Here is a 26461-nt window from a genome sequence, read left to right on the forward strand (position 1 = left end):
CGGGACTTCCCTCGGGACCATGCGCGCTCTCGCCTTCGTCGCTTTCCTGCTCGTCGCGACGGCGGGGGCGCAGACGGACCCACTGAGCCTGCAGGTCTTCAGTGGGGTGGACCGCGAGGCGGTCGAGGCGGGCGGATACCTCGAAGTCGAGGTCGAAGCGCTGGCGGTGCCGCAGAGCCCGCAAGCTGACGACGCGCTCGCACTCGCGTTTGCGGGCTGGGATTTGGCGAGCCAACTCGGCGCTCCGTTCGAGGTCGTCCGTCAGACCGCGCCGATGCGGCGCGAGACCGACGGCGTGGTCGAGTGGCAGCGCCGCGCGATCGTCCGCGTGGGGGAGGGCGCGACCATGATTCCCGAGCTCCGGCTGGCGGTGCGCCTCGACGGCCGGGCCATCGAGCAGACGACCCCGGCGCGCGCCATCCACACCTTCGCTGGGCTCGACGCCACGCGCCGTCATGGGCGATCCGTGGTCGGCGTGACCGCCGAGGGCGAGGTCGACGGCATCGCGTTCCGCCGCGTCGGCTCCGCCTTTTCCGTCGGTGGCGACGCCCTCGTGACCGCGTACCACGTTGTCGTGGGCGCCCGCCGCGTCCGCCTGGCGTTTCCCAATGGCGACGAGGTCGTGGTCGACCAGGCGTGGGCGCTCGACCCGGTCCGCGACGTGGCCATCTTGCACCTGCCGCATGCGGTCCGCCAGCGGGCCGGGCTGGCGCCGCTCGTCATCGCCCCGGCGGACGCCGCCAGCGACGTCGCGTTCACGGCCGGGTGGCCCGGCGGTGTTCAGCGGGTGACGGTCGCGGTGCGGTACCGCGATTTGCAGATTGGCGACCACCGCGTCCGCGTCGCGGGCAACGCGGTCCGGCCGGGCGACAGCGGCGGGCCGCTGCTCGACGAGACGGGCCGCGTGCTCGGCGTCGTCATCTCGGGTCGACAGGCCAGCCCCACGCCCGACCTCTTGCGTGGGTCGATCGCGCTGGCGTCCGACCCCGGCCCCGCGCTCGCGGCGTACGCCGCCGCCGACCGCCCCGTCCGCCTCGACCGCGCGCTCGCGGCGTCCTCCGAGTCGTTCGTGGCGGGCCGCGTGCTCGAAGCTGTCGGCGCCATCCAGGTCCCCGCCCGGCGCCGGGGCGACGACCGCCAGCGCTATTTCGACGCCTTGCGAGAGGCGCTCCTCCAGTCGCCCGACGACGCCGTGCTCCAGTACACGGGCGGGATGGCCCTCGACGACGCGGGCCAGCGCCGCCCCGCCGCGACGGCCCTCGACGCCTCCCGACGTGCTGGCTACGTGCCTGCCGCGTACTCGCTAGCGCACCACCACCTGGGCCGGGGCGAGATGGACGCCGCCGCCGCGCTGTTCGGCGAGATCGCCGGTGCCGAGGACGGCCCGTACCGCCGGCTGGCGTCGTTCGGCGAGGCGCAAGCCCTCATCGGGCTCGGCCGCTACGAGGCCGCCGACGCCGCGCTCGACGTTGTGCTCGCGCACGACGCCCGGTTTGCCCCGGCGCTGTACCTGCTGGGCATCGTCCGGCTCGCGCAGGGACGCCCGGCCGAGGCGCGAGCGCTGGCGGTGCGGCTCGCCGCCCGGCCCGCGTGGGCGCGCGCGCTGCGGCTGCCGGTCGAGACCGAGGCGCTCCGCCCGCCGGTCCTCCGCCCGATCGACCGCGTCGCCGCACAGCGGTAGCGGGAGGGAGTCGTCAGTTCTCGGTTTCGGTCTTCGGAAGCTGGCGGTTGGGAGGGTGGGACTTGGGGAGGGGCATAGGGCCGAGACCGAAAACCGATCCACTGACCACCGAGAACCGGGTAGTGAATGCGGAATGAACCGCGGATCGCGGTCGGGGCGGGGGGGTAGGTTCGCGCCGTGCCGATGCTGCTTCCCCTCGTCCCCTACGCCGACCGCCGCGCCCGGCTCTCGGCCGTCCTCGACCGCCGCGCCGTCTTCGACGACGCCGTAGAGGCCTCCGTCCGCGCCATCCTCGACGACGTCCGCCAGCGCGGCGACGCCGCGCTGCTCGACCTCACCGAGCGCTTCGACGGCGTCCGCCCCGATGCGCTCGCGGTCCCCGTCGCCGCCCTCGACCGTGCGCTCCGGGACCTCGACCCCGAGCTGCGCGCGACGCTGGAGCAGGCCGCCGCCAACGTCCGCCGCTTCCACGAGCGCGAGATGCCCGCCTCGTGGACGCACGACGACGGCGACGGCGTCGCCTACGGCCAGCGCATCGTGCCCGTCAACCGCGCCGGGCTGTACGTGCCCGCCGGCACGGCGCCGCTCCCGTCGAGCGTCATCATGAACGCCGTGCCCGCGCTTGTCGCCGGCGTCCGCGAGATCGTCGTCGCCAGCCCGCCCGGGCCCGACGGCCTGCCGCACCCGCTCATCCTGGCGACCGCCCGCCTGCTCGGCTTGGATCACGTCGTCGCCGTGGGCGGCGCCCAGGCCATCGGCGCGCTCGCGTTCGGGACCGAGACCATCCCCCGCGTCGACGTCGTCGTCGGGCCGGGCAACGCGTATGTGGCGACCGCCAAAAAGCTCGTCGTCGGCCAGGTCGGCATCGACTCGGTCGCCGGGCCCAGCGAGGTCGTCGTGCTGGCGGACGACTCCGCGAACCCCACGCACGCCGCCGCCGATCTGCTGGCGCAAGCCGAGCACGATGTTCGCGCGAGTGCCGTGCTCGTTACGCCCTCCGCCGAGCTGGCGCGCGCCGTGCAGGCCGAGGTCGAGCGGTTGGTGCCGACGCTGCCCCGGGCCGAGACGCTGCGCGCCTCGCTTCCCGCGTACGGTGCCGCCGTCGTGACCGAGTCGATGGCGCAAGCCCTCGCGTGCGTCGACGAACTGGCGCCGGAGCACTTGGTCATCCTGTCCGACGACGCGGACGCGCTGTGGGGCCAGATCCGCCACGCGGGCGCCGCCTTCCTGGGCCACGACTCGCCCGAGCCCGTCGGCGACTACTTCGCGGGCCCCAACCACGTGCTCCCGACCGGCGGGACGGCGCGATTCGCGTCCGCGCTCGGCGTCGGCGTGTTCTTGCGCCGCCAGTCCGTCGTCCGCTACTCCGCCGCCCGCTTGCGCCAGTCTGGCGAGGCCATCGCCCGCTTCGCCGAGGCCGAGGGCTTGGACGCCCACGCCTTGGCCGTCCGCGTTCGGCTGGACGTTGAACATGCGGGGTTGAATGTGGAAGGTTCAAAGCCTTGAGTCCTCAAGCCGGCCTCGGCTTCTTTCGAGCGAGCCTTTAACCTTCCACGCTCTCACATACCACGTTCCACCGTCCCATGCCCCCCATCGACCTCGTCCGCCCCGAGATCCGCGCCGAGCGGGCCTACCGCGTGCCCACCACGCTCGTCGCCGACGCCAAGGTCGACCAGAACGAGAGCCCGTTCGACCTCCCCGACGAGATCAAGCGCGCCGCCCTCGAGGCCTTTCGCGGGACTCCGTGGAACCGGTACCCCGACGACCGACCGCACCGACTCGTCGCCCGGCTCGAAGAGGTCAACGGTCTGCCCCCGGGCTCCGTCATCGTCGGCCGTGGCTCGAACGAACTGACCCACACGCTCGGTCTGTGCTTCTTGGACGCCGGCACGCCCATCGTGCTGCCGAGCCCGATGTTCGCGCTCTACGCCAGCATGGCGCGGATGCACGGCGCCCAGATCGTCGACGTGCCGGCCGGTCCCGACCTCGCGCACGCCGCCGACGACATCCTGGCCGCGGCCGTTGAAGCCAATGCCCCGCTGACCATCGTCACGACGCCCAACAACCCGACCGGGCAGGCGCTCTCGTACGCCGATCTCCAGATGCTGGCGGCGGGCGTCCCCGGCATCCTGTGCATCGACGAGGCCTACCACGAGTTCTTGACTGGGCCTACCGCCACCGACCTCCTCAAGGAGCACGACAACGTCCTGGTGATGCGGACCTTCTCGAAGGCGCTCGGGCTGGCGGGCGTCCGCCTCGGCGTCCTGTTCGGGCACCCTGACCTGATCGCCGAGATGGAGAAGTCCCGCCTTCCGTTCCTAGTCGACCGACTCGGCGAGGCCGTCGGGCTGGCGGTCCTCGACGCGGGCGACTTGGTCGCCGAGCGCGCGGCCACGCTCCTCGACGAGCGCGCCGCCATGGAGACCTGGCTCGGCGCCATCGACGGGGTCGAGGTGCTGCCCGGCGCGGCCAACTTCTTCCTGGCCCGCACGCCCTTGGCCGCCGCCGACCTCCGCCAGCGGCTCGCCGAGCACGGCGTCTTGGTCCGCGACGTGACCGGCTACCCCGCGCTCGCGCCCGTCGACGGGCTCCCCGGCTGGGTCCGGATCTCCGTCGGGGCCCCCGCCGAGAACGTCGCCGTCCGCGCCGCTCTCACTGCCGTCCTCGGCATCTAGGCCATCGGCCGTGGTCCGTGGGCGGTCCCCCGACGCCCACCACCGACCTCTCGACCTCCGTCCCACGCTTCACGACCCACGCCCGACGCCATGACCTTGCTCGACGACCTCCGCTGGCGCGGCGTCCTGAAAGACCAGACGCCCGACCTCGACGACCACCTCGCCGACGGCTCGCGGACCGCGTACTGCGGCTTCGACCCGACGGCCGACAGCCTGCACGTCGGCTCGCTCGTGCCCATCATGGGGCTGGCACGCCTGCAGCGCTACGGCCATACGCCCATCGCGCTCGTGGGCGGCGGCACCGGGCTCATCGGGGACCCGTCGTTCAAGAAGGACGAGCGCGGGCTCCTCACGCGCGAGCAGGTCGACGCCAACGTCGCCGGCATCCGTAAGCAGCTCGAACGCTTTCTTGACTTCGAGGGCGAGCACGCGGCCCAGATGGCCAACAACGCCGACTGGCTGACGGCCATCCCGCTCACCGACTTCCTGCGCGACGTCGGCAAGCACTTCACCATCGGCTACATGACGGCCAAGGAGTCCGTCAGGAGCCGCGTCGAGGCGGGCCTGTCGTTCACCGAGTTCAGCTACATGCTGCTCCAGGCCTACGACTTTCTCCACCTCTACCAGGAGCAGGGCGTCACCATCCAACTCGGCGGCAGCGACCAGTGGGGCAACATCACCGCCGGAACCGAGCTCATCCGCCGGTCCGCAGGCGGCCAAGGCCACGGCTTCGTGATGCCGCTCGTCTCGAACGCCGCGGGCACCAAGTTCGGCAAGACCGAGGCCGGCACGGTCTGGCTCGACCCCGAGCGCACCTCGCCGTACCGCTTCTACCAGTTCTGGCTGGGCACCGACGACCGCGACGTGGTCGACTACCTCAAGTACTTCACCTGGCTGAGCCGGGAGGAGATCGAGGCCCTGGAGCAGGAGATGGCCGACCGTCCCGGGGCTCGCGCCGCCCAGCGCGCGCTGGCGCAAGCCGTCACGACCATCGTCCACGGCGCCGAGGCCACCGAGGCCGCCGAGCGCGCCGGCCGCGCCTTATTCGGCGGCGACCTCTCGGCCCTGTCCTCGAAAGAGCTCGACGAGGTGTTCGAGGAGGCGCCGTCCGTCGAGATGCCCGCCGACCGCTTCGACGGCGCCGGCGCCCCCGTCATCGACCTGCTCGTCGACGCCGGGCTGGCGGCATCGCGCGGCGAGGCCAAGCGCGCCATCCAGGGCGGCGGCGTTCGTGTCGGTGACCGCAAGGTGGCGGCCCTCGACGAGGCCGTCACCCGCACCGACGCCGTCGACGGCTCCGTCGTCGTCTTGCGCAAGGGGAAGAAGTCCGTCGCCCTCGCCCGCTTGGTATAGCCGGTGGGGCTCCGCAGCGGATGCGAGGGCCCGCCACGAAGTGCCGACCTGCCGGCGTGGCCTCGCACCTCCTGGAGGGGGCTCGTGAGCTCCCAGCGTCGGCTCATGACCTCCCGGAGAACCCCGCCGCGCGCCGCGCAGTTGGCCGGAACCGCCTTCCTCCGGCCGTACCTTGCGGCCTTCCAATCCAGTCGGATCCGCCAGTCATGGACTACATCCAGGTCGACATCATCGGGCTCTCTACGAGCCCCTCGTCCGGAGGCGCCTACGCCCTGGTTCTCGGGGAGGTCGGCGGCAACCGGCGGCTCCCCATCATCATCGGCGCCTTCGAGGCCCAGGCCATCGCCCTGGAGCTGGAGAAGATCCAGCCGCCGCGCCCGATGACGCACGACCTGCTCCGGGCCCTGTTCGAGGCCGTCGGCGCGGACGTCACCGACGTGGTCATCGACGACTTGCGCGAGGGCACGTTCTTCGCCAAGGTCCGCTACGTCCACGACGACGACGAGGCCACCCTCGACGCCCGCCCCTCCGACGCCGTCGCCCTCGCCGTCCGCACCGACGCCCCGCTCTTCGTCTCGGCCGCCGTCTTGGACGAGGCCGGCATCCCCGCCGACGACGACGCGGCCGAGCCCGTCGAGTCCGGCGACCCGGAGGTGGACCCCTTCGAGGCCGTCGCCTCCAAGGCCATGTCGACGCTCGACAAGATGGAGTCCAAGCTCGAGAAGGCCATCGCCGACGAGGACTACGAGACGGCCGCCCGGCTCCGCGACGAGATCGCGCGGATGAAGGAGGGCAACTAGGTGCGCCTCGCGCTCCTCGCCGGCTGTCCGCTCGTGGCCTTCTCCGAGGGCTCCGAGTGAGCCCGGCCCTCGCCCCGACCGCCGCCGCCACCGAGCTCCCTGCCTCGGCGCTGCAGCGGGCTGTGCTGGCGGGCGGCGCCGAGGCACTCGCGTTGTACCGCTGGTCGCCCCACGACCCCGCCGACCGGGCCGACGCCGCCCGCATCGCCGCCGAGTCGGCGACGGCCCGGGGCTCGCGCGACGCCGTTGCCGACGTGATCGCGGAGCAGAACCGGGCCTGGGGCGCCGGCGACGCCGTCCTCGGCCTCGTCGACACCCTGCGCCGGCCGGACGCCGTCGCCGTCGTGACCGGCCAGCAACTCGGCCTGTTCGCCGGGCCGCTCTACACGATCTACAAAGCCGTCACCGCCGTCCGGCTGGCGGACCGGCTGTCGCGCGAGACCGGCCGCCCCGTCGTCCCCGTCTTCTGGCTGGCCGACGAGGACCACGACTTCGCCGAGATCGCCGACGCGACGTTCTCGGAAGGGGAGGAGGTCCGCACGGTGAGCTACGACGACGGCCTGCCGCCGACGGCCGACCGGGGCCCCGTCGGCCGCCTCGTCCTCGACGCTGACGCCACCGCTCGCGCCCTCGACGGGCTGGCGGCCGCGCTCCCCACCGGCCCCTTCCGCGACGACGCCCAGGCGCTTGCGAGAGCCGCGTACGTCTCGGGCCGGACGATGCGCGACGCGTTTGCCCACTTGGTCCGAGCCCTTGTTCCTGACATCGTGCTGATGTCCGCCGACGACGCCCGTCTCAAGGCGCTCGCGGCGCCGCTGTTCACGCGAGAGATCGACCGCTGGGCCGACACGCTGGACCTGTTGGAGACGCGGAGCACGGCGCTCGCCGCCGCCGGCTTCCACGTCCAAGTCGGCCCCTCGCCCGTCAACCTGTTTGTGATGGGGGAGGGCCACCGCACCCCGCTCGACCCGGCCGATGACGGCTTCGTCCTGCGCACGACGGGCGCGCCCATCACGGCCGACGCGCTCCGCCAGCAGGTCGCGGACGATCCCGCGTCGATCAGCCCCAACGTCATCCTGCGGCCCCTCATGCAGGACACGCTCTTGCCCACGGCCGCCTACGTTGCGGGTCCCGGTGAGGCCGCGTACTTCGCTCAACTCGGACCCGTCTACGAGTCGTTCGGCGTCCCGATGCCCGTCATCGAGCCGCGCCTCAGCCTCACTGTCGTCGAGCCCGGCGTTGCCAAAATCCTCGACCGCTACGATCTGGGGCTGGCGGAGGTCGGCGGTGACATCGAGGCCCTGTGGCGCCGGCTCGCGCTCGACGCCAGCGCCCTCGACCTGGATGGCGCCTTCCGCCACGCCCGCTCGGCCGTCGACGACGCCCTGGCCCGGCTGGCGGTCGTCGTCGGCGATGTGGACGCGACCCTCGACGGCGCGCTTGGCGCGGCGCAGGCCAAGACGCACAACGCCCTCGACTCGCTCGAAACCAAGACCGTCCGCGTCGAAAAGCGCCAGCATGCGGACGTGCGCGCCCGCCTCGACCGCGCCCGCGCCGCCCTGTGGCCGGCCGGCGCCCTCCAAGAACGCAAGCTCGGTCCCCTCGGCGTGGTCGCCCGCCACGGTGTCGCTGGCTTGCGCGCCCTCGTCGACGCCCTCCCGCTCGACGCAACCACGCACTACACCGTCCGCCCGTGACCGAGCTCTTTTCGCCGCTCGTTGAGCGCGCCATCGAGACCGCCGCCGAGTGGCACGACGCGACCTACCGCAAAGGCCGTTGGAGCGATCCGTGCGTGGACGCCCCGCCGGACGCGCCGTCTCGTATCCCCGCGATGGCCCACGTCACTGCCGTCGCGCTGACGGTGCAGCGAGCCGGGTGGGGCGATGAGGCCGTCGCCGCCGCCTTCCTGCACGACGCCATCGAGGACGACAACCGCTACGGCGCGACGCTCGCCCGAGAGGTGCTGGCGGCGCGCGTCGGCGAGGCCGTCGTGGCGATCGTCGAGGCCGTCAGCGAGCCGCAGACGGAGGGCGGGGCAATGCTGCCGTGGGCCGTCCGCAAGCAGGCGTACCTCGACCGGCTGGCGGGCGGGCCCGACGCCGCCGTCGCGGTGTCGCTGGCGGACAAGCTGCACAACGCGTACTCGATGGCGTCGTCGCTGGAGGCGGGCATCGACATCTTTACGACGACGCCGACGCGGCGGGGGCTGTCGGCCGGGCCCGAGCAGCAGCTGTGGTTTTTCGAGGCCGTGCTGGCGCAGTCCGACGGCCGCGACGACCCGCGGCTGGCGCCGATGCGCGACCGACTTCGCGTCGAGATCGACCGGTTCGCGCAAGCGGCTGGCCTCGGGACGGGGTAGGGGCGCCTCGCCCACCTACCGGCGCCATCCTCGACATCTCTTCGCAGGCTCGTCACCGATCCCGCGCACGGCCCGGGGCTTGAAAAGGTACCCTGTGGACTGACAAGGGACCCATTCCGGCCGCACTGAAGGCGGTCGCCAGGCTCCCCCCGGAAGGGGACTCCTCAGGTGAGGGCACGAGCGTGGATCGGACCGGACAGCCAGCTGTCCGAGGCCTTAGCCATCCCGCCAAGCCCACCGCGCGAGCGGACTCCTGATGACGTTTTCTGACCTCCACCTCCGACCGGAGCTGGCCACCACTGTCTCCGACCTCGGCTACACCGAGCCGTCGCCGATCCAGGCCGGCTTGATCCCGGTGCTCCTCGACGGCCGCGACGCGATCGGCCAGGCCCGCACCGGCACTGGCAAGACGGCCGCGTTCGCGCTGCCGATGATCCAGAAGCTGGCCGCCGACAAGACCCGCGGCGTCGTCCGCGCCCTCGTGCTCTGCCCGACGCGCGAGCTCGCCGTCCAGGTGTCGAGCGCCGTGTTCACGTATGGCAAGGCCCTCGACATCCGCGTGCTGCCCGTCTACGGCGGCCAGCCGTACCACAAGCAGACGCGGCGCCTCCAGCAGGGCGTCGACGTCGTCGTCGCCACCCCGGGCCGTTTGGTCGACCTGATCAACCAGCAGTACATCGACCTGTCGGCCGTCGAGACGGTCGTGCTGGATGAGGCCGACGAGATGCTCTCGATGGGCTTCGCCGACGACCTCGAGCTGATCCTCAAGGCGACCCCGGCCGAGCGCCAGACGGCCCTGCTCTCGGCCACGTTGCCCCCCCGCATCCGCCAGATCGCCGGGACCTACCTCCGCGACCCTGAGACGATCGCCGTCGCCTCGGGCGACCGGACGGCTGAGGACATCGAGCAGCGCGCCTACCTCATCAACAACCGCGACAAGCTGGCGGCGCTCGTGCGCTTGCTCGAGACCGAGGACGTGACGAGCGCCCTCGCCTTCGTCCGCACGCGCCATGGCGCGACCCGGCTCGCCGACGAGCTGTCCGGGCTCGGGTTCGCCGCCGAGGCCATCTCGGGCGACCTCAGCCAGGCCCAGCGCACGGCCGTCCTGGAGCGGTTCAAGAACCAGAAGCTGAAGATCCTGGTCGGCACCGACGTCGCCGCTCGCGGGCTCGACATCGACCACGTCTCGCACGTGTTCAACATCATGCTGCCGATCGACGTCGAGGCCTACGTGCACCGCGTCGGCCGGACGGGCCGCGCCGGTCGCGAGGGCACGGCGCTCTCGCTCGTCGCTCCCAACGAGCGGAACCTGCTCAGCCGCGTCGAGCGCTACGCCAAGCGCCAGATCCCGTTCGCGGAGCTCCCCAGCATCGCTGACGTCGAGGCCGCGCGGTCCGCCCGCATGGGCGCCATGGTGACGGACTCGCTCGACGCCGCGACCGACGCCGACCGCCGGCTCGTGCTCGACCTGGTGGCCGAGGGCGAGGACCCGATGCGCATCGCCGCCGCCGCCTTCGCGGTCGCCCGGATCGCTCGTGGAGAGTCCTCGCTGCCGCACATCCACACCCCGCACGACCGCCGCTCGGGCAACGACCGCGGCCCGAGCCACAACGGACCGCGCTCGAACGCCCCGCGCCACGCGCGCGAGGAAGGGTTCGTCCGCATGACGATCGACGCCGGCTACGAGGCGGGCGTCCGCCCGTCGCAGGTCGTCAGCGCGATTGCTCGCACCGCCGACATCCCCGGCAACGTGCTCGGCAAGATCCTGATCAACGACGGCCAGACGCTCGTCGACGTGCCCGCGGGCTACGTCGATCAGGTGCTGGCGCAGGACAACTACCGCTTCGGCAAGCACCTCGCGCAGATCGTGGTCGCCTAAGGCCCCGAGCCTGCTCTGACGGTTGTGATGCGTGGGTCTCCTCCGGGAGGCTCACGCATCACTGTTTCGGGCCCAGCCCGTAGCGCCGCAGCGCGTTGCGGACGATGCCGGTGAACACCGGGTCGACGCCCAGTCCGGAGGCGCTGTGGATGGCGCCGGTCGCCAGCACGCCGTGCGTCGCCGAGCGTTCGGTGAGCGCGATCGTGCCGCCGGCCGCGCCGTTCCACGCCGGGTTGCCGCGCTGGTAGAGGGTGTAGTCGCCGTCGACGGCGTCGGCGCGGTTCATCCCGCGTGCGACCACCTCGGTGGCCAGCCCGGAGATGGCCGTCGGCGCGTCGGTCTCGTCGCCGCAGATGGGCAGGGGCGTGGTCCCCGACATCCCGAACAGGTCGCCGTCGGAGACGCCCAAGCCGTCGTAGAGCCAGTGGCTCGCGTCGGCGACGCGGTACGGGGCGTAGGTGCCCGTGCCGGGCGCCGTGAAGCGGACGCCGAGCAGCTCGTCCTCGGGACGCCCGCGCCGCCGCCACAGCCCGCCTCGCGCGCCGTCGGCAAAGCGCGAGCCGTCCTTGCGGCACTCGACCACGGCGTTGGCATCGTCCCACCGGACCCGCCAGTAGAGCTGGTTCGCCCCGATCGCCAGCAGCGTCCGGCCCCCGTCTACCAACTCACTGACGCCGCCGACCATCGCGTCGCTCGCGTACTCGCAGTGGTACGCGAGCGCGAGTGCACTGTAGCTCGCAAGCCGGTCGGGGTGCTCGAGCATCCAGTCCGGGTAGAGGTCGGCGCCCACCTCCGTGTCGAGCCAGTCGAAGACGGGCGCCTCGGCGGCCATCGCGTGGATGGCACCAACCGGCGACCAGTCGAGCGAGGGGTTCGGCCGTCCAGCGTGCGCAAGGGTTGTGGTGGCGGTGTCTATCTCGTTGTGGTACAGCGACTGGCCTCCGTAGGGGTTGTACGCCAGCCACGTCGTGACCGGCGCAAACACGGCAACCCGAGCCCCGGGGGAGGCCGGCCCGACCAAGAACGTGATCGTCGAGCGTTCGCTTGCGTCAGCGTCGTCGGCGTCCGCTTCGATGCGCGCGCGGTACGTGCCCTGGCGCCAGCCGGTGGTGTCGAGCGTGAGCGTCTCGGGCCACCCGCACCCGCTGACAGGGGCGTCGATCGGCGTCTCGGGCCGACACCGCCCGAAGGGCTGGCGGGCGACCTCCTCGAAGGCGTCCGGTCCCGCGTAGCGCTCAACGACGAGTGTGTTGGCGTCGAACGGCGACCGGAGGTGGAAGGCGCGGGGCTGGCCGGTCGGGGCCCACAGCTCGGCGGGGTAGCCTTCGAGCGGGCGCGGCTGGGCTTCGGGCATCGGCGCCGTGCGGACGAACGGGCCGCGCCGATGCCGCCAGCGCAAGGCCGGGGCGACGGCCGCGACGGCCGCGCGGCGTGCGGCGAAGAGGGGGGAGAGGGATCGCCGGGTCACAGGATGCCCGGCTGGCAGATTCTCCCCTCTCCCCGTCCCTTCCCCCCTGGGGGTGGGGACGCCGTCGGTGGTGCTTGCGCCAGCCCGGCCTGTGAAACCGCCCGACGCCCCGGATTCGACCTCCCCTCCCGGACGGGAGGGGCCGGGGGAGGGCGCCGGGCTGGCGCCAGCAGGTGGGCTTGAGCCTGGCCCGCTTGCGCCAGCAGATGGGCTCTCGCTCGTTCGGCACCCTCACCCTCACCCTGTCCCTCTCCCGAGGGGAGAGGGGACGACTTAGGAGATGAGGGCGTGGGCGTGGGGCCGCCAGCGCAAGAGCGCTGTGTCGACAGCCCCGTGCCCCGTGCCCCGTGCCTCATGCCCTTAAAGGATGTACTGGCTGAGGTCGCGGTCCTCGACCACGCCCGCGAGCGTGTCCTTGACGTTGGCTGCCGTGATCTCGTAGGTGTCCGGCCCGTCGGGCGCGTCGAAGAGCATGTCTTCGAGCAGCGTCGTCAGGATCGTGTGCAAGCGCCGCGCGCCGATGTTCTCGACCTCGTCGTTGACCTTTGCGGCGGTCTCCGCGATCGCCTGGACCGCGTCGTCGGTGAACGTCATGGTGACGCCCTCCGACGCGAAGAGCGCCGAGTACTGCTTGAGGAGCGCGTTCTGCGGCGTTTTGAGGATCTGGACGAAGTCCTCGACGCTTAGCGAGCCGAGCTCCACGCGGATCGGAAAGCGGCCTTGGAGCTCAGGGATCAGGTCCGACGGCTTGGCGATGTGGAAGGCGCCGGACGCGATGAACAGGACGTGGTCGGTCTTGACGGCCCCGTGCTTGGTCATCACCGTCGAGCCCTCGACGATGGGCAGCAAGTCGCGCTGGACGCCCTCGCGCGACACGTCCGGGCCGCCCCCGGCGCCGCCCTGTTGGCGGCCGGCCACCTTGTCGATCTCGTCGATAAAGACGATGCCGCCCTGCTCGACGCGGCGGATGGCCTCCTCCTTGGCGGCCTCGCCGTCGATGAGCTTTTGGGCTTCCTCCTGGGTCAGCAGTTCGAGGGCCTCTTGCACCTTGACGCGGCGCTTCTGGCGCTTTTTGCCCATCCCGCCGAGCATCTCCTGGAGGTTGATGCCCATCTCCTCGAGCCCGGCCGGGCCGAACATCTGGAGGTTGGTCGTGCGGTCGAGGGAGACGTCGATCTCGACCTCGCGGTCGTCGAGGTCGCCGCGGCGGAGCTTCTCCCGAAACTTCTCCCGCGTCCGCTGGCGGAGGTCGTCCTCCTCGGACGGCTCGGCGGCGGCGGCGGGCGTCTGGCCACCGAGCGGGAAGCCCAGGCCCGGCATGGTCTTGGGCGTCGAGCGGGGCAAGAGGACGTCGAGAAGGCGCTCCTCGGCCTGGGCCATGGCCGGCTCTTGGACGCGCTCGACCTGGGCGTCGCGCGCTTGGTTGATGGCGAGGTCGACGAGGTCGCGGATCATCGACTCCACGTCGCGGCCGACGTAGCCGACCTCGGTGAACTTGGTGGCCTCGACCTTGACGAACGGGGCGCCAGTGAGCTTGGCGAGCCGCCGGGCGATCTCGGTCTTGCCGACGCCCGTGGGCCCGATCATGATGATGTTGGCCGGCGTGATCTCGTCGCGCAGGGCCGGGTCGGCGTGGAGCCGGCGCCAGCGGTTGCGGAGCGCAATCGCGACGGAGCGCTTGGCGTCGTGCTGGCCGACGACGAAGCGGTCGAGCTCGGCGACGATCTGGCGGGGCGTGAGCTCGGCGAGGCGGTCGGCCTCGCTCGTCTCGTGGGCGGGGAGCGGGATCATTGGAAGGCTAGACGGTGGCGTCCGGCGGCTACGCCCGGGCCCGGGTCGTGATGCGTGAAGAGTCGCCGAGCCGGTGGCCCGCGCTACATCTCGCGCTCGTCGTCGAAGGGCAGGCCGTCGTCGGCGGCCGTGACGGGCTTGCCGTGTACGTCCTCGCGGACCTCCTTGACGGCCGGGTGCTCGTTGTTCACCAGCAGCACGGTGTAGTCGTACGGCATCCCCTTGCGGCGCTCCAGGCGCACGGCGCCGCACTCTTCGAGGTCGGCGACGAGCGACTTGGGATCGTGCCCTTCGACCTCGCCGATCTCATCGGACAGCCGGCGCAGCAAGGGCGTGAGGTAGATCTCCTCGTACTGCCCGAAGAACTTCTCGACGACCTCCAGGGCGTCGTAGTCGATCTCGTGGCGCGGGTCTTGGGCGTCGGCGAACTCGGTCGTCTCGATGGCCGTGCCGACCTCGATCTCGGGCGGAAGGGCGCCGGACGGGAGCAGCTCGTTGGCGTCGATGAACTCGCCGCCGTCGGTGTGGCCGAGCAGGTACGGCGACAGGTGCTCCTTGAAGCCGACGACGAGCACACGCTTGCCGCCGGCCAGCAGGGCCGTCACGACGGGCGCGTAGTCGCGGTCGCCCGCCAGCAGGACGTAGGTGGAGATCTCCGGGTGCCGCTCGCGCATCTCGATGGCGTCGACGGCAAGCTGGAGGTCGGTCGTGTTGCGGTGCATCGTGGCCGGGACGTAGACCGGCTCGATGGCGTGGAGGTACAACGTCCGCTGGACGTGGCGCGAGTGGTCGTCCAAGCCGCCGAAGTCGGCATACGCGCGGCCGCGCACGAGACGGGTGTCGTCGCTGGCGAGGCGCTCGCGCAAGGCGAGCAAGAGCGACCCGGCGAGGTCGGCCGTGGAGCTGTCGCGGCCGACGCGCCCCTTGAGGTAGTGGTGGAGGTTCTGGTAGTCGAGGAGGACGGCGGCCTGGCGGGCGCCGGCCTCGGCATCGGGGCCCGACGCGTCGGGCGTGATCTCGGACATGAAAGACGAAGGCTGTGGAACAGAGCGCGCCGAAGGCAGGCGCACCGCGAAGCTACGTCTCGGCTCCCCGGCCGTCTTTAGTCCTCCGCGTCGAGCTCCAGCACGGTCGTGTTCTTGTTCGTGTAGATGCAGATGTCGCCCGCGATCTGGAGCCCCTCCTCGACCATCTCCTTCGCCGAGAGCTGGGGGCTGTGCTTCATCATCGCCCGCGCCGCCGCGAGCGCGTAGCTGCCGCCGGAGCCGATGGCCAGGATCGGGTCGTCAGGCTCGATCACGTCGCCCGTCCCAGAGACGAGCAGGAGCCGGTCCGGTGCAGCGACCGCGAGCAGGGCCTCGAGGCGGCGCAGGTAGCGGTCCGTCCGCCAGTCCTTGGCGAGCTCGACGGCCGCGCGGACGGTGTTGCCGCCGTACTGCTCCAGCTTGGCCTCGAACCGCTCGAAGAGCGTGAACGCGTCGGCCGTCGAGCCGGCGAAGCCCGCGAGCAGCTTGCCGCCGTAGAGCCGGCGCACCTTCTGCGCGTTGTGCTTCATGACGGTGTCGCCCATGGTGGCCTGCCCGTCGGAGCCGAGGGCGACGCGGCCGTTGTGGAGGACGCCCAGGACGGTCGTGGCGTGGATCGGAGTCATCAGATTCAGGAGGTCGGTCGGCGGACCACGAGCGGGCGCGGGCGCGGTTTCCACTGCACGACGAGTTCGCGTCAGTCGGCGCGGAGCACGTCGAGGGGACGGGCGCGGACGGCGCCCCACGCGACCGCCATCGCGCTGGCGACGGCGATGGCGATGGCGACGGCGACGAGCGCGATGGAGACGCTGGGGTAGAGGGTGATCGGGATGTCGTCGCCCTGCGCCCGGATCACGGCGAGTGTGAGGGCGGCCGCGCCAACCCCGAGCCCGCCGCCGACAAATCCGAGCAGGGCGTTCTCGAGCAGGAGCATCTGGAGCACCTGCCCGGCCGAGTAGCCGATGGCTTTGAGCACGCCGAGCTCGCGCCGCCGCTCGACGAGCGCCAGCCCGACCCCGTTCGCGATCAAGACCGTCCCGGCGACGAGCGCCAGGCTCGTCAGCGCGAGCACCAGGAGGAACAGGCCGCGCACGACCCGGATGAACATCTCGACCACCTCGCGCGAGGTGATGATGGCGCCCTCGGGGTGCGCCCGGCCGACGGCCGTCGCGAACGCGTCGAGCCGGGCGGCGGGCACCTCGGCCGCGACGGTCTCGGTGACGGTGGCGTCGCTGGTGAGCGCGTCGAAGGTGGCCGGGAGCACGATCGCCCCGGACGTCTGGACGAGCGGGATGCCGTCGGGCCGGTCGTAGTAGCCGTCGACCGCGAGGAGGCGCTCGGCGCCGCCGATGCGGACCCGCAGCGTGTCGCCGACGGCGACGGGGCGCTCGTCGTCGGTGCTCAGGCGCCACGGGACGAGGAGGCCGTCCGGGTCGGCGAGCCAGTCGGTGCCGCGCGCGCCGCGCGCCGAGTCGGAGACGGCGACCGTCGAGGCGCCGTCGACGCCGCGGCCATGGAGCTGGTCGACGAACGCGAACGGCGTGCCGTCGGGCCAGGTGATCTCGGCCTCGGCCGTCCGGTCGGTCCACAGCGTCGCGCCCGCCTCGGCGGCGAGCCGGCCCAGCCCGGGGGCGTCTTGCGGGATGCCGTAGAGGGTCGCGTTTGCGCCCTCCACGTCAACCATCCGCTGGGCGACCTGGTCCTGGCCGTTCAGGATGATGATGCCCGAGAGCGCGATGGCGTAGGTCCCGACGAACAAGGCGACGAGGGAGGCGGCCGCCCGCGCCGGGTGCCGCCCCAGGTTGCGCGCGGCCATTCGGACGAGGGGCAGGCCGGGCGTCGGAATCCGCACGACCACGAGCAGGGCGGCCACCATCAGCGCGCCGAAGACGACGAGCCCGGCGACACCCGCGGCGATCACGCCAAACCCGACGGCGACCGACCCGACGAGCACGCTCCCGAGCACGCCGAACAAGCCAAACAGCAGCAGCGACAGCCCGGCCGTCGCCAGCCGCGTCCGCGCCGTCATCACGATCGGCGTCTGGCGGAGCAGCGTCCCGGGCCGGACCGAGCTGGCGCGGACGATCGCGATGAGCCCGAACAGCACGGCCGTGGCGACGCCCGCGAGCAGGCCGCCGACGAGGACGGACGGGACGAGCCGGAAGTCGAGCAGCATGGGGAGACCGTTGGACATGACGCGTCTCAGGCCCTCGGCGCCGGCGATCCCGCCGAGCACGCCCAGGACGCCGCCCACCAGCCCCAGGATCGCGGTCTCGACGCCGAACAGCGCCATCAGGTCGCGCTGGCGGTAGCCGAGGGTTTTGAGCACGGCGACCTCCGTGCGGCGCCGGGTCAGGACGACCTGGAGCGTGTTGGCCACGCCAATCCCCCCGACGAGCAGGCCGAGCAGGCCGGCAGCGGGGAGTGCGAACCCGAACATCTTCTCGATGTCGTCCGGCGGTGCGTCGGGCCGCTCGACCGTCCAGCCGGACGCCTCGAACCGAGCGGCCACTCGGTCCGGCGCGTCGGTCGCCACGCGCGCGGTCATCACCACGTCCGCGCCCGCCATCCGGCACGCGGTCTCGCGGCTGACGAGGAGCGTGCCGCCGACGGCGTCGGGGAGCTGGTCGGCGAAGCCGGAGACGGTGAGCGTCGTCGGCGTGCCGCCGGGCGTCCCCGCCAGCCGGATCCGGCCGCCCTCCTCCACCGCAAGGGCGCGCGCGAGGTCACGCGACAGCACGACGGACTCGGGCGCGGCGAGGGCGTCTGCCAGCGTTCCGGACCGCATGCGGACCTCGCCCATGAGGGGGTACGCGTCGGCGTCGACCGCCAGGATCCGGTTGAAGATGAACAGCCGCGCGTTGTCGGCGGTCTGGACGAACCGTGCCGGGACCTCGCTCCGAGCATCGACGCCCGCGACGTCGGGGTCGGCGGCGACCGCCAGCAGGTCGTCGTTGGAGAGCGGGGCGTCGCGGGAGAGCGCGAGGTCGCCGCCGAGCGAGATGCGCGGCGGGATGAGGACGGCGTCGGAGATGCTGGCGGCGAGCAGCTGGAGCCCGACGAGCGAGAACACGCCGAACGCGACGCAGGCGACGGCGAGCGCGCCGCGCTGGCCGCTCCGCAGCAGCGACCGCACGGCGTAGCGGACGACGAAGGCGATGGTGCTCATGCCGCGCGCCGGGTGTCCGTCGCGATCCGGCCGTCGACGAGGTGGATCACGCGGTCGGCGCGGGCCGCCACGTCGGGGTCGTGGGTGACGACCAAGACCGTCAGCCCGAGGTCGCGGCGCAAGTCGGCGAACAGGTCGAGGACGGCGGCGGAGGTGGCCGCGTCGAGGTTGCCCGTCGGCTCGTCGGCGACGACCAAGGCCGGCTCGGTGACGAGCGCCCGGGCAATCGCCACGCGCTGCTGCTGGCCGCCCGACAGTTGATGCGGGCGGTGGCCGAGCCGGTCCGAGAGCCCGACGCGGTCGAGCATCGCGCGGGCTCGCGCCTTGGCCTCCCGGCGGTGGGGCCCGACGTAGAGGGGGGCCTCGACGTTCTCTTGGGCGGTCAGCGTCGGGATCAGGTTGAACGACTGGAAGACGACGCCCACCTTCTCGTTCCGGATGCGCGCCAGCTCGGCCTCGCTCCGCGACGACACGTCGACGCCGTCGATGGCGACGGTCCCCGACGTCGGTGCGTCGAGCCCGGCGACGATGCCCAAGAGCGTCGACTTGCCCGACCCGGACGGCCCGGTGACGGCCACCCACTCGCCGCGGTCGACGGTGAACGAGACGCCGTGCAGGATGGGGACGGGCGTGTCGCCGAGGGAGAGCGTGCGGCTGACGTCGCGCGCGTCGATGACGGGGGGCATGGGCCGGGGGAGGAGCGTCGCCCCCTACCGTGACGGCCGGCCGCCGAGTTGCACGGGCGTCGAATCCCGCCCCCGTGCGCCGCTAGCGCCCCTCGAAGTCCGCCAGCAGCTCCACGATCTGGTCCTGCGCCTGGTTCACCCGGCTCGTGCGCACCGTGTAGTTGTTGCACAGCAACGAGAACGCCAGCACGTGGCCTGAGGCGCTCGTGACGTAGCCCGAGAGCGTCCGCGCGCCCGAGATGTAGCCGGTCTTGGCCCGGACGTTGCCCCGGGCGTCGCCGGCGCGGTAGCGGCTGCGAAGCGTGCCGGTGTAGCCGCCGATGGGGAGCGAATTCCAGAACGCGTCCTTGGTGGCGCGGTCGGGGTGCTGGTACATCCCGCGCAGGATGCCGACGATGCCGACCGGCGTGACGCGGTTGAGCGCCGAGAGCCCGGAGCCGTCGGCCACGCGGAACGTCTCGGGATCGACGCCGATGCGGAGGATGAACGGCTTGGCGGCCTCCCAGCCCGCGAAGGCTGAGCCGGTGGGCAGGTCGACGCCGCGGTAGACGTAGGCACCGAGGGTGCGCAGGAGGTGCTCGGCGTAGAGGTTGTTCGAGTCCGTGTTGGTCTGCTCGACGATGGCCGAGAGCGGGGGCGAGGTATGCGTTGCCACGCGCGTGAGCGTCTCGTAGCGTGGGCGCCGGCCCCACTCGTCCACGTCGACCCCCTCGCCGACCACGTCGATGCCCTGGTCGCGGAGCACGCCGATCAACGTCGAGACGAAGTAGTCGGTCGGGTTGACGATTGACAGGTCTTCGGTCTCGGTCCGCCCGGCGGGGACGCTGGCGGAGATGGTGAAAACGTTGTCGGACAGGGCGCGGTCGTAGCCCTCACGGATCGCGCCGCCGTCGGTCGTCGTGGTCTGGTTCGCAAACCGGACGTAGCCGTAGTCGGGCGAGGCCTCGATGTGCGCGCGCTGCCCCGGCGTCGTGCCCCGGACCTCGACGTGGACCGTGCCCTCCTGGAACTGCAAGCCCGAGATCTCGGCGCCGTAGTACCACTTGAGGTCGTCCCACTGCCAGCCCTGCCCGAGGTGGACGTTGTCGAACACGTCGTCGTCGCCGACGATGGGGCCCTGAATGCGGCGGACGCCGAGCGCGCGCAAGCTGTCGGCCCAGTCGCGGAAGACGCCGAGCGCGTCGCCGTCGCGGAACCGGCCGCCGAAGGTCGGGTCGCCCGCGCCCCGGACGACGAGCCCCCCGAGAAGGGTGCCGTTCTGGATGGGGCCGTCGGCGTAGAGGCGCGTCTTGTAGGTGAAGGCGGGCCCGAGCTGGTCGAGCGCAGCCGAGGTCGCGACGAGCTTCATGTTGCTCGCCGGGATAAAGCGGCGCTGGGCGTTGCGCGCGAACAGTTCCTCGCCGGTCGTGAGGTCGACGACGTAGGCACCCCAGTACGCGTCGTTGAAGGCGCTGGCGTCCAGCACCTCGTCGATCCGGTCGGCCAAGCCGCCGATCGTGGAGGTGGGCTGGGCGGCGGCGGCGAGGGCGAGCAGGGCGACGGCGAGGGCCGCCAGTGGGCGCGGGACGAGGGGCATCGGGGTAGGGGGGCGGGGGTCAACGGCCACCCGTGCAAAGGTCGTGCGCTACTCGGCGGGCGTCGTCGCGCTGAGCCGCGCTTCGAGGGCGGCCTCGCGACGCTCGATCCCGAGGGAGTCTCTCGCGGCGGCCTCGAGGATGGCCTGCTCGGGGTTCGGCCGCGCCAGCAGGACGTAGACGTAGCCGACCTCGGAGATCGGCGCGGCGGGCTCCAGGATGATCTCGAAGTCGTTGCGGCCCGCCGCCGCGTACGCCGTGTCGACCCGCCCGATCGGCACGCCAGCCGGGAAGACGCCCGAGAAGGCGCTCGTCACGATGAGCATCCCCGGTTCGACGGGCTCCGTCTTCACCACGCGCGTCATCGTCAGCCGGTCGACCGTCCGGCCGTCCCACGACACGACGCCCTCGCGGCCGAGCGCCTCGACGACGCCGGGCACCTTGAAGAGCGTGTTCTGGTGCGGCATCACGACGGCGTAGTTGTCGCTCGTGAGCACGACGAAGCCGACGACGCCGCGCTCGTTGATGACCGGCATCCCGGCCTCGACGGAGTCGCGAGCGCCCACGTCGATCGTCAGCAGGTTCGTCTGGCCGGTGACCTCCTTGGCGACCACGCGGGCGACCACGCGCTGCACGTCGGTCGTGTCCTCGAACTGGAGCAGCGCCCGGAACTGGGCGTTCTCGGCCGACGCCTCGCGGAGCCGGGCCACCTCGGCGGACAGCTCGGCGGTCTCGGTCCGCAGCCGCTCGTTCTCATTCAGCGACCGCCGGAAGCGGGCCCCGCGCTCGAACAGGCCCTCGACGGGCGCCGTGACGGTGAGGCTGGCGCCGCGGGCGGCGCGCAGGGCCGGGCCGTTGCGGCCCACGAAGATCACGAGTCCGATGAGCAGGAGCACGCCGAACACGACATAGTCGCGCGAGCGCTCCCAAACCTGCTGAGCGAGAGCCATCCAGGGAAGAGAGGGGAGGCGGGCCTACTCCCGACGGGTCTCGTGGTTCGGAGGCCGGGAAAGAGAAGAGGAGGGGAGGCGCGGACACGAAGCGGATGGGTAGGCCCCGAGGCAGGCGCCGGGCCCTCGGGCCCCTCCGTCCCGCCTCCGCCTCTAGTCCTCTCCTCCTCCTGTCCTCGTCACCTAGTTCGTCAGCACCGGCATGTAGCTGTCGATGTCCTCCAGCACGGAGCCCGTGCCGCGGACGACGGCCGTCAGTGGATCGTCGGCGGTGAAGACGGGCAGCTCGGTCCGCTCGCGGAGGTACTCGTCCAGCCCCTTGAGGAGCGCGCCGCCGCCGGTCAGCATGATGCCGCGCTCGAGCACGTCGCCGCCCAGCTCGGGCGGCGTCCGCTCCAGCGCGCGGACGACGGCCGCGGCGATCTGGTTGACCGACGGGCGCAGCGCCTCGCGCACGTCCTCGCTCGACACCACGCGCGTCTTCGGCACGCCCGTCACCAGGTCGCGGCCCTTGACGGACAGCTCCAGCTCGGGGTCCAGCTTCTGCGCGCTCCCGATCTCGCACTTGATCCGCTCGGCCGTCCGCTGCCCGATGAGCAGGTTGTGGTGCTTTTTGAAGTACTGCATCACGGCCTCGTCGAGCTCGTTGCCGCCGACGCGGATCGACTCGTCGACCACGATCCCGTTGAGCGCGATCACCGCGATCTCGGTCGTCCCGCCCCCGATGTCCACGATCATGTTGCCGACGGGCTCCTGCACGTTGAGCCCGATCCCGATGGCGGCCGCCATCGGCTCGTCGATGAGCATCACCTGGCGCGCCCCGGCATTTTGCGCGGCGTCCTTGACGGCGCGGCGCTCGACTTCGGTGATCCCCGACGGCACGCAAATCACCATCCGCCCAATCGAGGTCAGCCAGCCCGGCTTGACGCGGCGGATGAGCCCGCGGATGAGCGCGTCGGCGACCGAGAAGTCGGCGATGACGCCGTCGTTGAGCGGCCGGATCGTCTCGATGTCCTTGTGCGTCCGCTCGTGCATCATCAGCGCCTCGGTCCCGATGGCGACCGTCTTCCCGGTGCGCCGGTCGATGGCGACGATGGACGGCTCGTTGAGAACGATCCCCTTGTCGCGGACGTGGATAAGCGTGTTGGCGGTGCCGAGGTCGATGGCGACGTCGACCGAGAACGGGTTGAGCACGGAGTCGGGAGGGAGCGGGGGACGCCGAGAGATGTGCAGGCCACGGCCCAGCGTCCAACGGGCCTGGCGTGTCGAGCGGCGATCAAACTAACCGGGCGGCCCGCCCAGACCGGGCATCTGCCTTGATTTTTCGGGGAGGACGGTCTATCCGTGCCTCGCGCAGTCGGTGGCTAGCGCCCCCGGTCCCGCCCATGTGCGTCGCCGTGTGAGTGGGGCCCGCCACGCCCCGGGAGGTCCGTGTCGAGACCACTCGGGGCGCGATGAGACCTCCCCGCCGTCCGCTGGCGGCTTCGCTCCGGGCTCGGACGGCGGGTTCCTTCACAGGTGAGGGGACCGTCCAGACGTCCTTTCGAGCAGCGAGGGCGACCAGACGGGGGAGCCGTGGTGGCTAGTGTCGGAAGTGTCGCTGGCCGGTAAACGCCATCGCCATCCCGCGCGTGTCGGCCGCCGCGATCACCTCGTCGTCGCGGACCGACCCGCCCGGCTGGACGGCCGCCGTCGCGCCCGCCTCGGCCGCCGCTTCCAGCCCGTCGGCGAAGGGGAAGAAGGCGTCGCTGGCGACGACGCAGCCGGCGAAGTCGAGGCCCGATTTGGCCCCCTTGGCGACGGCGATCTCGGACGCGTCGATCCGGCTCATCTGCCCGGCCCCGATCCCCAGCGTCGCGCCGTCGCGGGCGTAGACGATCGCGTTCGACTTGACGTGCTTGCAGACGCGCCACGCGAAGTCGAGGTCGGCCCACTCGCGGTCCGACGGCTGGCGCTCGGTCGGGACCGTCCACGACGTGCGGAGGTCGGCCGCCAGCGCGCGGTCGGGGTCTTGGACGAGCAGGCCGCCGGCCGTCGTGCGGACGTCCTGGCTGGCGCGGGCGGTCGGCGTCGCGCGGATCAGGCGGCGGTTCTTCTTCTGCTCCAGGAAGGCGAGCACGCCGTCCTCGAACGCGGGCGCGATGATGAGCTCGGTGAAGACGGCGTCGATGGCGTGAGCGGTCGCCATGTCGAGCGGGCGGTTGACGGCAACGATCCCGCCGAAGGGGCTCTGCCGGTCGGTCGCGAACGCCTTCGCATAGGCGTCCGCCAGCGACCCGGCTTGTCCGACGCCGCACGGGTTGGTGTGCTTCAGAATGGCGACCGTCGGCGAGCCGCCCTCGAACTCAGCGATCAGGTTGAGCGCCGCCGTGAGGTCGATCAGGTTGTTGAACGACAGGGCTTTGCCGTGGAGCACCTCGTACGGCGTCGAGCCGTCCGTGTAGAGCGCCGCGCGCTGGTGGGGGTTCTCGCCGTACCGGAGGTCGTCGGCCTTGGCGAGGTCGGTGGTGAACGAGGCCGGCATCCCATCACTGGCGCTGGCGCCAGCCTTGTCGCTCGCGTAGGCCGCGCCGAAAAAGGCGGCGACGGCGGCGTCATACGCGGCCGAGTGGGCGAACGCGTCAGACGCCAGCTTGCGCCGCGTGGCCATCCCCAACGTTCCACCATTCGCTTCCAGCTCGTCGGCGATCGCGTCGTAGTCGGCCGGGTCGACGACCGAGGCGACGAAGGCGAAGTTCTTGGCCGCCGCGCGCAGCATGGTCGGCCCGCCGATGTCGACGTTCTCAGCCGCGACCGCGTCGCTCGCGCCGCCCACCGTCGCTTCGCGGAAGGGGTAGAGGTTGACGGCGACGAGGTCGATGGCGCCGATCCCGTGCTCCGCGAGCTCCCCGATGTCGTCGGCGTCGGTGCGCCGCGCCAGGATGCCGCCGTGGATGTGCGGGTGCAGGCTCTTGACGCGCCCGCCCAGGATCTCGGGCGAGCCCGTCGCGTCGGCCACGTCGATCACCGGGATGCCCTCCGCACGCAGGGCGCGGGCGGTCCCGCCGGTGGACAGGATCTCGACGTCGAGGGCGTGCAGGCGTCGCCCGAAGTCGACCAGGCCGGTCTTGTCGAAGACCGACAGCAGGGCGCGGCGGATGGGATAGCGGTCGTCGGGGGCGGGCAGGTCCTTGGCGTCGATCACGAGTGTGGGGAGGGCGGGGGGATGGCCGGGTCGGGCGGGCCGGGGAGGATGCGGACGTGGCGGCCGTCGACGCGGAGTCGGCCGGCCGCGAGCAGGGCGAGGGCGCGGGGGAAGAGCCGGTGCTCGACGCCGAGCACGCGCGCCGCCAGCGTCGCGGGCGTGTCGTCGGGCTCGACGGGGACGGCCTCTTGCAGGATCACCGGCCCGGTGTCGAACTCGGCGTCGACCAAGTGGACCGTCGCGCCGGACAACCGGCACCCGTAGTCGATCACGGCGCGGTGGACGTGGGCGCCGTACATCCCGGGGCCCCCGAACGCGGGCAGCAGCGCGGGGTGGACGTTGAGGATCCGGTGCCGGAACGCCCAGACGACGGGCTCGGGGATCTTGCGGAGGTACCCCGCCAGCGCGATCGTGTCGGCCTCGGCGCGGGCGAGCGCGTCGAGCAGCGACTGGGCGAACACGGCCTCGTCGCCGAGCGGCGCGATCACCTCGGTCGGGATCCCGCGCGCCTCGGCGCGCGCCAGCGCCCCGATGCCGGGCCGGTCGGTCAGCAGGAGGACGGACTCGGCGGCGATCGCGCCGTGGGCGATGGCGTCCCAGATGGCGGCGGCATTCGAGCCGCTCCCGGAGGCGAAGACGGCGAGGCGCATCAGGCGGGGCGGCGGCGGTGCCACCAGATTTGGAAGTCCACCATGAGCAACAGCGCCAGCGTGACGAAGTTCGTGACGATCACCGGGAGGTCCCGGATCGCCAGCCCGTACGCCAGCCACAGCGCGGCGCCGACGGTCAGCAGGGCGTACATCCCGATCGACAAGTCCGCCGACGACCCGCTCCGCCACGTCTTGACGACCTGGGGCACGAACGAGCTCATCGTGCAGGCGGCGGCGACCATGCCGAGGACGGTGACGGCGGTCATCGGGCGACGGGATCGAGCACGTGCAGCACGGCCCCGTCGGCGCGGGCGGTCAGCCGCGCGCGGACGCCGACGGGGACCGTGCTCTTGCGTGGGAGGTGGCCGTAGACCAGCCCCTTCGCCACGGGCCCGCCGACGTGTGGGGCGTACTGAGTCAGCACCTCGTCGACCGAGAACGTCGGCCGGTCGGGCGCCCCCTCCGTGCCGGTGAACATCCCGAACACCAGCCCGCCGAGCCGGCCGAGCACGCCCGCCAGCCGCAGCCGCGCCAGCATCCCGTCGATCCGGTACGGCGCCTCGCCCACGTCCTCGACGAACAGGATGGCGCCGCTCAGGTCGGGGAGGTAGGGCGTGCCGAGCAGCGCGCAGACCAGCGCGAGGTTGCCGCCGAGCAGGATGCCCTCCGCCTCGCCCTTCTTGAGCGTCGACAGCGTCTCGCCGCCCGGGCCGAGCACGTCGTAGTCGGCGTCGCCGCCGGCCACGCGCCAAAAGTCGGCCTCGGTCTCGGCGTCCAGCCCGGGTGCCCAGTCGCTCACCGCCATCGGACCGGAGACGCCCGGGACGCCGGCCCGCCCCCAGAGCGCGAGGTGCAGCGCGGTCACGTCGGAATAGCCGACGACGAGCTTGGGGCGCGCTCGGGCGGCTGCGTAGTCGATCCGGTCCAAGATGCGCAGCAGGCCGTAGCCGCCGCGCAGGCAGACGATCGCGTCGAGGTCGTCGCGACGGAGGGCCGTGTTCAGCGCCTCGGCCCGGGTCCCGTCGGTGCCCGAGAGGTAGGCGCGCGGTCCGCTGGCGGGGCCGATCACCTCGACCGAGAGGCCGCTGGCGCGCAGCGCGGCGATGCCACGGGCCGCGTCGGCGGGGTCGAGCGCCGCGCTCGACGGCGCCACGACGGCGACGCGGGAACGGGGCGTGAGGGGAGGGGGGGGCGGCACGTCTGCAAGCTACCGGGCG

General features: G+C 72.3%; 21 protein-coding genes. 8 read left to right on the plus strand and 13 right to left on the minus strand.

The features are described 5' to 3' along the window. The first annotated feature begins 19 nt into the window (after positions 1-19). The 8 genes from ACLII4_RS09105 (at position 20) to ACLII4_RS09140 (ending at position 10747) form a co-directional block, all read left to right on the plus strand. Positions 20-1681 carry a trypsin-like peptidase domain-containing protein gene (locus ACLII4_RS09105; RefSeq protein ID WP_412067074.1) on the plus strand — a complete coding sequence of 554 codons (1662 nt, stop codon included), beginning with the start codon at positions 20-22 and terminating at the stop codon, positions 1679-1681. Positions 1682-1864: 183 nt separating this feature from the next. Next, a complete protein-coding gene (hisD, locus tag ACLII4_RS09110; protein WP_412067075.1) occupies positions 1865-3187 on the plus strand; it encodes a histidinol dehydrogenase in 1323 nt (440 codons plus the stop codon). A gap of 77 nt (positions 3188-3264) precedes the next feature. After that, positions 3265-4356, plus strand: a complete 1092-nt coding sequence (locus tag ACLII4_RS09115) for a pyridoxal phosphate-dependent aminotransferase (RefSeq protein ID WP_412067076.1) — start codon at positions 3265-3267, stop codon at positions 4354-4356. A 90-nt stretch (positions 4357-4446) separates the two neighbouring features. Further along, positions 4447-5709, plus strand: a complete 1263-nt coding sequence (tyrS, locus tag ACLII4_RS09120; protein ID WP_412067077.1) for a tyrosine--tRNA ligase — start codon at positions 4447-4449, stop codon at positions 5707-5709. A 206-nt stretch (positions 5710-5915) separates the two neighbouring features. Beyond that, a complete protein-coding gene (locus ACLII4_RS09125) occupies positions 5916-6509 on the plus strand; it encodes a bifunctional nuclease domain-containing protein (protein WP_412067078.1) in 594 nt (197 codons plus the stop codon). 56 nt (positions 6510-6565) lie between these two features. After that, positions 6566-8206 (plus strand): bacillithiol biosynthesis cysteine-adding enzyme BshC, encoded by a 1641-nt coding sequence (gene bshC / locus ACLII4_RS09130; protein WP_412067079.1) that lies wholly within the window; start codon positions 6566-6568, stop codon positions 8204-8206. Next, on the plus strand, positions 8203-8868 hold the full coding sequence (locus ACLII4_RS09135) for an HD domain-containing protein (RefSeq protein WP_412067080.1): 666 nt from the start codon (positions 8203-8205) through the stop codon (positions 8866-8868). The genes bshC and ACLII4_RS09135 overlap by 4 nt, the downstream gene beginning before the upstream one ends. Before the next feature lie 256 nt (positions 8869-9124). Next, positions 9125-10747 carry a DEAD/DEAH box helicase gene (locus ACLII4_RS09140; RefSeq protein ID WP_412067081.1) on the plus strand — a complete coding sequence of 541 codons (1623 nt, stop codon included), beginning with the start codon at positions 9125-9127 and terminating at the stop codon, positions 10745-10747. Between the two features lie 58 nt (positions 10748-10805). Here the strand turns inward: ACLII4_RS09140 and ACLII4_RS09145 are convergent, their stop codons facing one another. The 13 genes from ACLII4_RS09145 to ACLII4_RS09205 form a co-directional block, all read right to left on the minus strand. Further along, the gene (locus ACLII4_RS09145) at positions 10806-12215 is read right to left on the minus strand and encodes a N,N-dimethylformamidase beta subunit family domain-containing protein (RefSeq protein ID WP_412067082.1); all 1410 of its coding nucleotides are present in this window, start codon (positions 12213-12215) and stop codon (positions 10806-10808) included. 360 nt (positions 12216-12575) lie between these two features. Further along, positions 12576-14006, minus strand: coding sequence for an ATP-dependent protease ATPase subunit HslU (gene hslU, locus ACLII4_RS09150; RefSeq protein WP_412067083.1), 1431 nt, complete (start codon positions 14004-14006; stop codon positions 12576-12578). 83 nt (positions 14007-14089) lie between these two features. After that, entirely contained in the window at positions 14090-15031 is a 942-nt protein-coding gene (locus ACLII4_RS09155; RefSeq protein WP_412067084.1) for an NYN domain-containing protein, read from the minus strand. 77 nt (positions 15032-15108) lie between these two features. Beyond that, positions 15109-15657 (minus strand): ATP-dependent protease subunit HslV, encoded by a 549-nt coding sequence (gene hslV, locus ACLII4_RS09160; RefSeq protein WP_412067085.1) that lies wholly within the window; start codon positions 15655-15657, stop codon positions 15109-15111. 71 nt (positions 15658-15728) lie between these two features. Then, positions 15729-18200 (minus strand): FtsX-like permease family protein, encoded by a 2472-nt coding sequence (locus ACLII4_RS09165; RefSeq protein WP_412067086.1) that lies wholly within the window; start codon positions 18198-18200, stop codon positions 15729-15731. After that, positions 18197-18886 (minus strand): ABC transporter ATP-binding protein, encoded by a 690-nt coding sequence (locus ACLII4_RS09170; protein ID WP_412067087.1) that lies wholly within the window; start codon positions 18884-18886, stop codon positions 18197-18199. The genes ACLII4_RS09165 and ACLII4_RS09170 overlap by 4 nt, the downstream gene beginning before the upstream one ends. A gap of 82 nt (positions 18887-18968) precedes the next feature. Further along, the gene (dacB, locus tag ACLII4_RS09175) at positions 18969-20462 is read right to left on the minus strand and encodes a D-alanyl-D-alanine carboxypeptidase/D-alanyl-D-alanine-endopeptidase (protein ID WP_412067088.1); all 1494 of its coding nucleotides are present in this window, start codon (positions 20460-20462) and stop codon (positions 18969-18971) included. Positions 20463-20510: 48 nt separating this feature from the next. Further along, positions 20511-21410: a rod shape-determining protein MreC gene (gene mreC, locus ACLII4_RS09180; protein ID WP_412067089.1), complete on the minus strand. Its 900-nt coding sequence runs from the start codon at positions 21408-21410 to the stop codon at positions 20511-20513. Positions 21411-21593: 183 nt separating this feature from the next. Next, the gene (locus tag ACLII4_RS09185; protein WP_412067090.1) at positions 21594-22604 is read right to left on the minus strand and encodes a rod shape-determining protein; all 1011 of its coding nucleotides are present in this window, start codon (positions 22602-22604) and stop codon (positions 21594-21596) included. A 388-nt stretch (positions 22605-22992) separates the two neighbouring features. Beyond that, complete coding sequence (gene purH, locus ACLII4_RS09190) at positions 22993-24549, minus strand: bifunctional phosphoribosylaminoimidazolecarboxamide formyltransferase/IMP cyclohydrolase (protein WP_412070561.1); 1557 nt, start codon at positions 24547-24549, stop codon at positions 22993-22995. Positions 24550-24590: 41 nt separating this feature from the next. Next, positions 24591-25244 (minus strand): phosphoribosylglycinamide formyltransferase, encoded by a 654-nt coding sequence (purN, locus tag ACLII4_RS09195; protein ID WP_412067091.1) that lies wholly within the window; start codon positions 25242-25244, stop codon positions 24591-24593. Then, the gene (locus tag ACLII4_RS09200; protein WP_412067092.1) at positions 25244-25510 is read right to left on the minus strand and encodes a SemiSWEET family sugar transporter; all 267 of its coding nucleotides are present in this window, start codon (positions 25508-25510) and stop codon (positions 25244-25246) included. Before ACLII4_RS09200 ends, purN begins: the two co-directional genes overlap by 1 nt. Continuing rightward, positions 25507-26442 (minus strand): S66 peptidase family protein, encoded by a 936-nt coding sequence (locus ACLII4_RS09205; protein ID WP_412067093.1) that lies wholly within the window; start codon positions 26440-26442, stop codon positions 25507-25509. The genes ACLII4_RS09200 and ACLII4_RS09205 overlap by 4 nt, the downstream gene beginning before the upstream one ends. Positions 26443-26461 lie beyond the last annotated feature (19 nt).

The sequence above is a fragment of the Rubrivirga aquatilis genome, from assembly GCF_046845665.1.
GTDB lineage: Bacteria > Bacteroidota > Rhodothermia > Rhodothermales > Rubricoccaceae > Rubrivirga.

Excerpts from the sequence above, each read along its gene's own strand:
- ACLII4_RS09200 (WP_412067092.1), bottom strand. The coding sequence starts at position 25,510 with ATGACCGCCGTCACCGTCCTCGGCATGGTCGCCGCCGCCTGCACGATG.
- tyrS (WP_412067077.1), top strand. The coding sequence starts at position 4,447 with ATGACCTTGCTCGACGACCTCCGCTGGCGCGGCGTCCTGAAAGACCAG.
- ACLII4_RS09170 (WP_412067087.1), bottom strand. The coding sequence starts at position 18,886 with ATGCCCCCCGTCATCGACGCGCGCGACGTCAGCCGCACGCTCTCCCTC.
- ACLII4_RS09125 (WP_412067078.1), top strand. The coding sequence starts at position 5,916 with ATGGACTACATCCAGGTCGACATCATCGGGCTCTCTACGAGCCCCTCG.
- ACLII4_RS09115 (WP_412067076.1), top strand. The coding sequence starts at position 3,265 with ATGCCCCCCATCGACCTCGTCCGCCCCGAGATCCGCGCCGAGCGGGCC.
- hslU (WP_412067083.1), bottom strand. The coding sequence starts at position 14,006 with ATGATCCCGCTCCCCGCCCACGAGACGAGCGAGGCCGACCGCCTCGCC.
- ACLII4_RS09155 (WP_412067084.1), bottom strand. The coding sequence starts at position 15,031 with ATGTCCGAGATCACGCCCGACGCGTCGGGCCCCGATGCCGAGGCCGGC.
- dacB (WP_412067088.1), bottom strand. The coding sequence starts at position 20,462 with ATGCCCCTCGTCCCGCGCCCACTGGCGGCCCTCGCCGTCGCCCTGCTC.
- hslV (WP_412067085.1), bottom strand. The coding sequence starts at position 15,657 with ATGACTCCGATCCACGCCACGACCGTCCTGGGCGTCCTCCACAACGGC.
- ACLII4_RS09165 (WP_412067086.1), bottom strand. The coding sequence starts at position 18,200 with ATGAGCACCATCGCCTTCGTCGTCCGCTACGCCGTGCGGTCGCTGCTG.
- hisD (WP_412067075.1), top strand. The coding sequence starts at position 1,865 with ATGCTGCTTCCCCTCGTCCCCTACGCCGACCGCCGCGCCCGGCTCTCG.
- ACLII4_RS09140 (WP_412067081.1), top strand. The coding sequence starts at position 9,125 with ATGACGTTTTCTGACCTCCACCTCCGACCGGAGCTGGCCACCACTGTC.
- mreC (WP_412067089.1), bottom strand. The coding sequence starts at position 21,410 with ATGGCTCTCGCTCAGCAGGTTTGGGAGCGCTCGCGCGACTATGTCGTG.
- ACLII4_RS09105 (WP_412067074.1), top strand. The coding sequence starts at position 20 with ATGCGCGCTCTCGCCTTCGTCGCTTTCCTGCTCGTCGCGACGGCGGGG.
- purN (WP_412067091.1), bottom strand. The coding sequence starts at position 25,244 with ATGCGCCTCGCCGTCTTCGCCTCCGGGAGCGGCTCGAATGCCGCCGCC.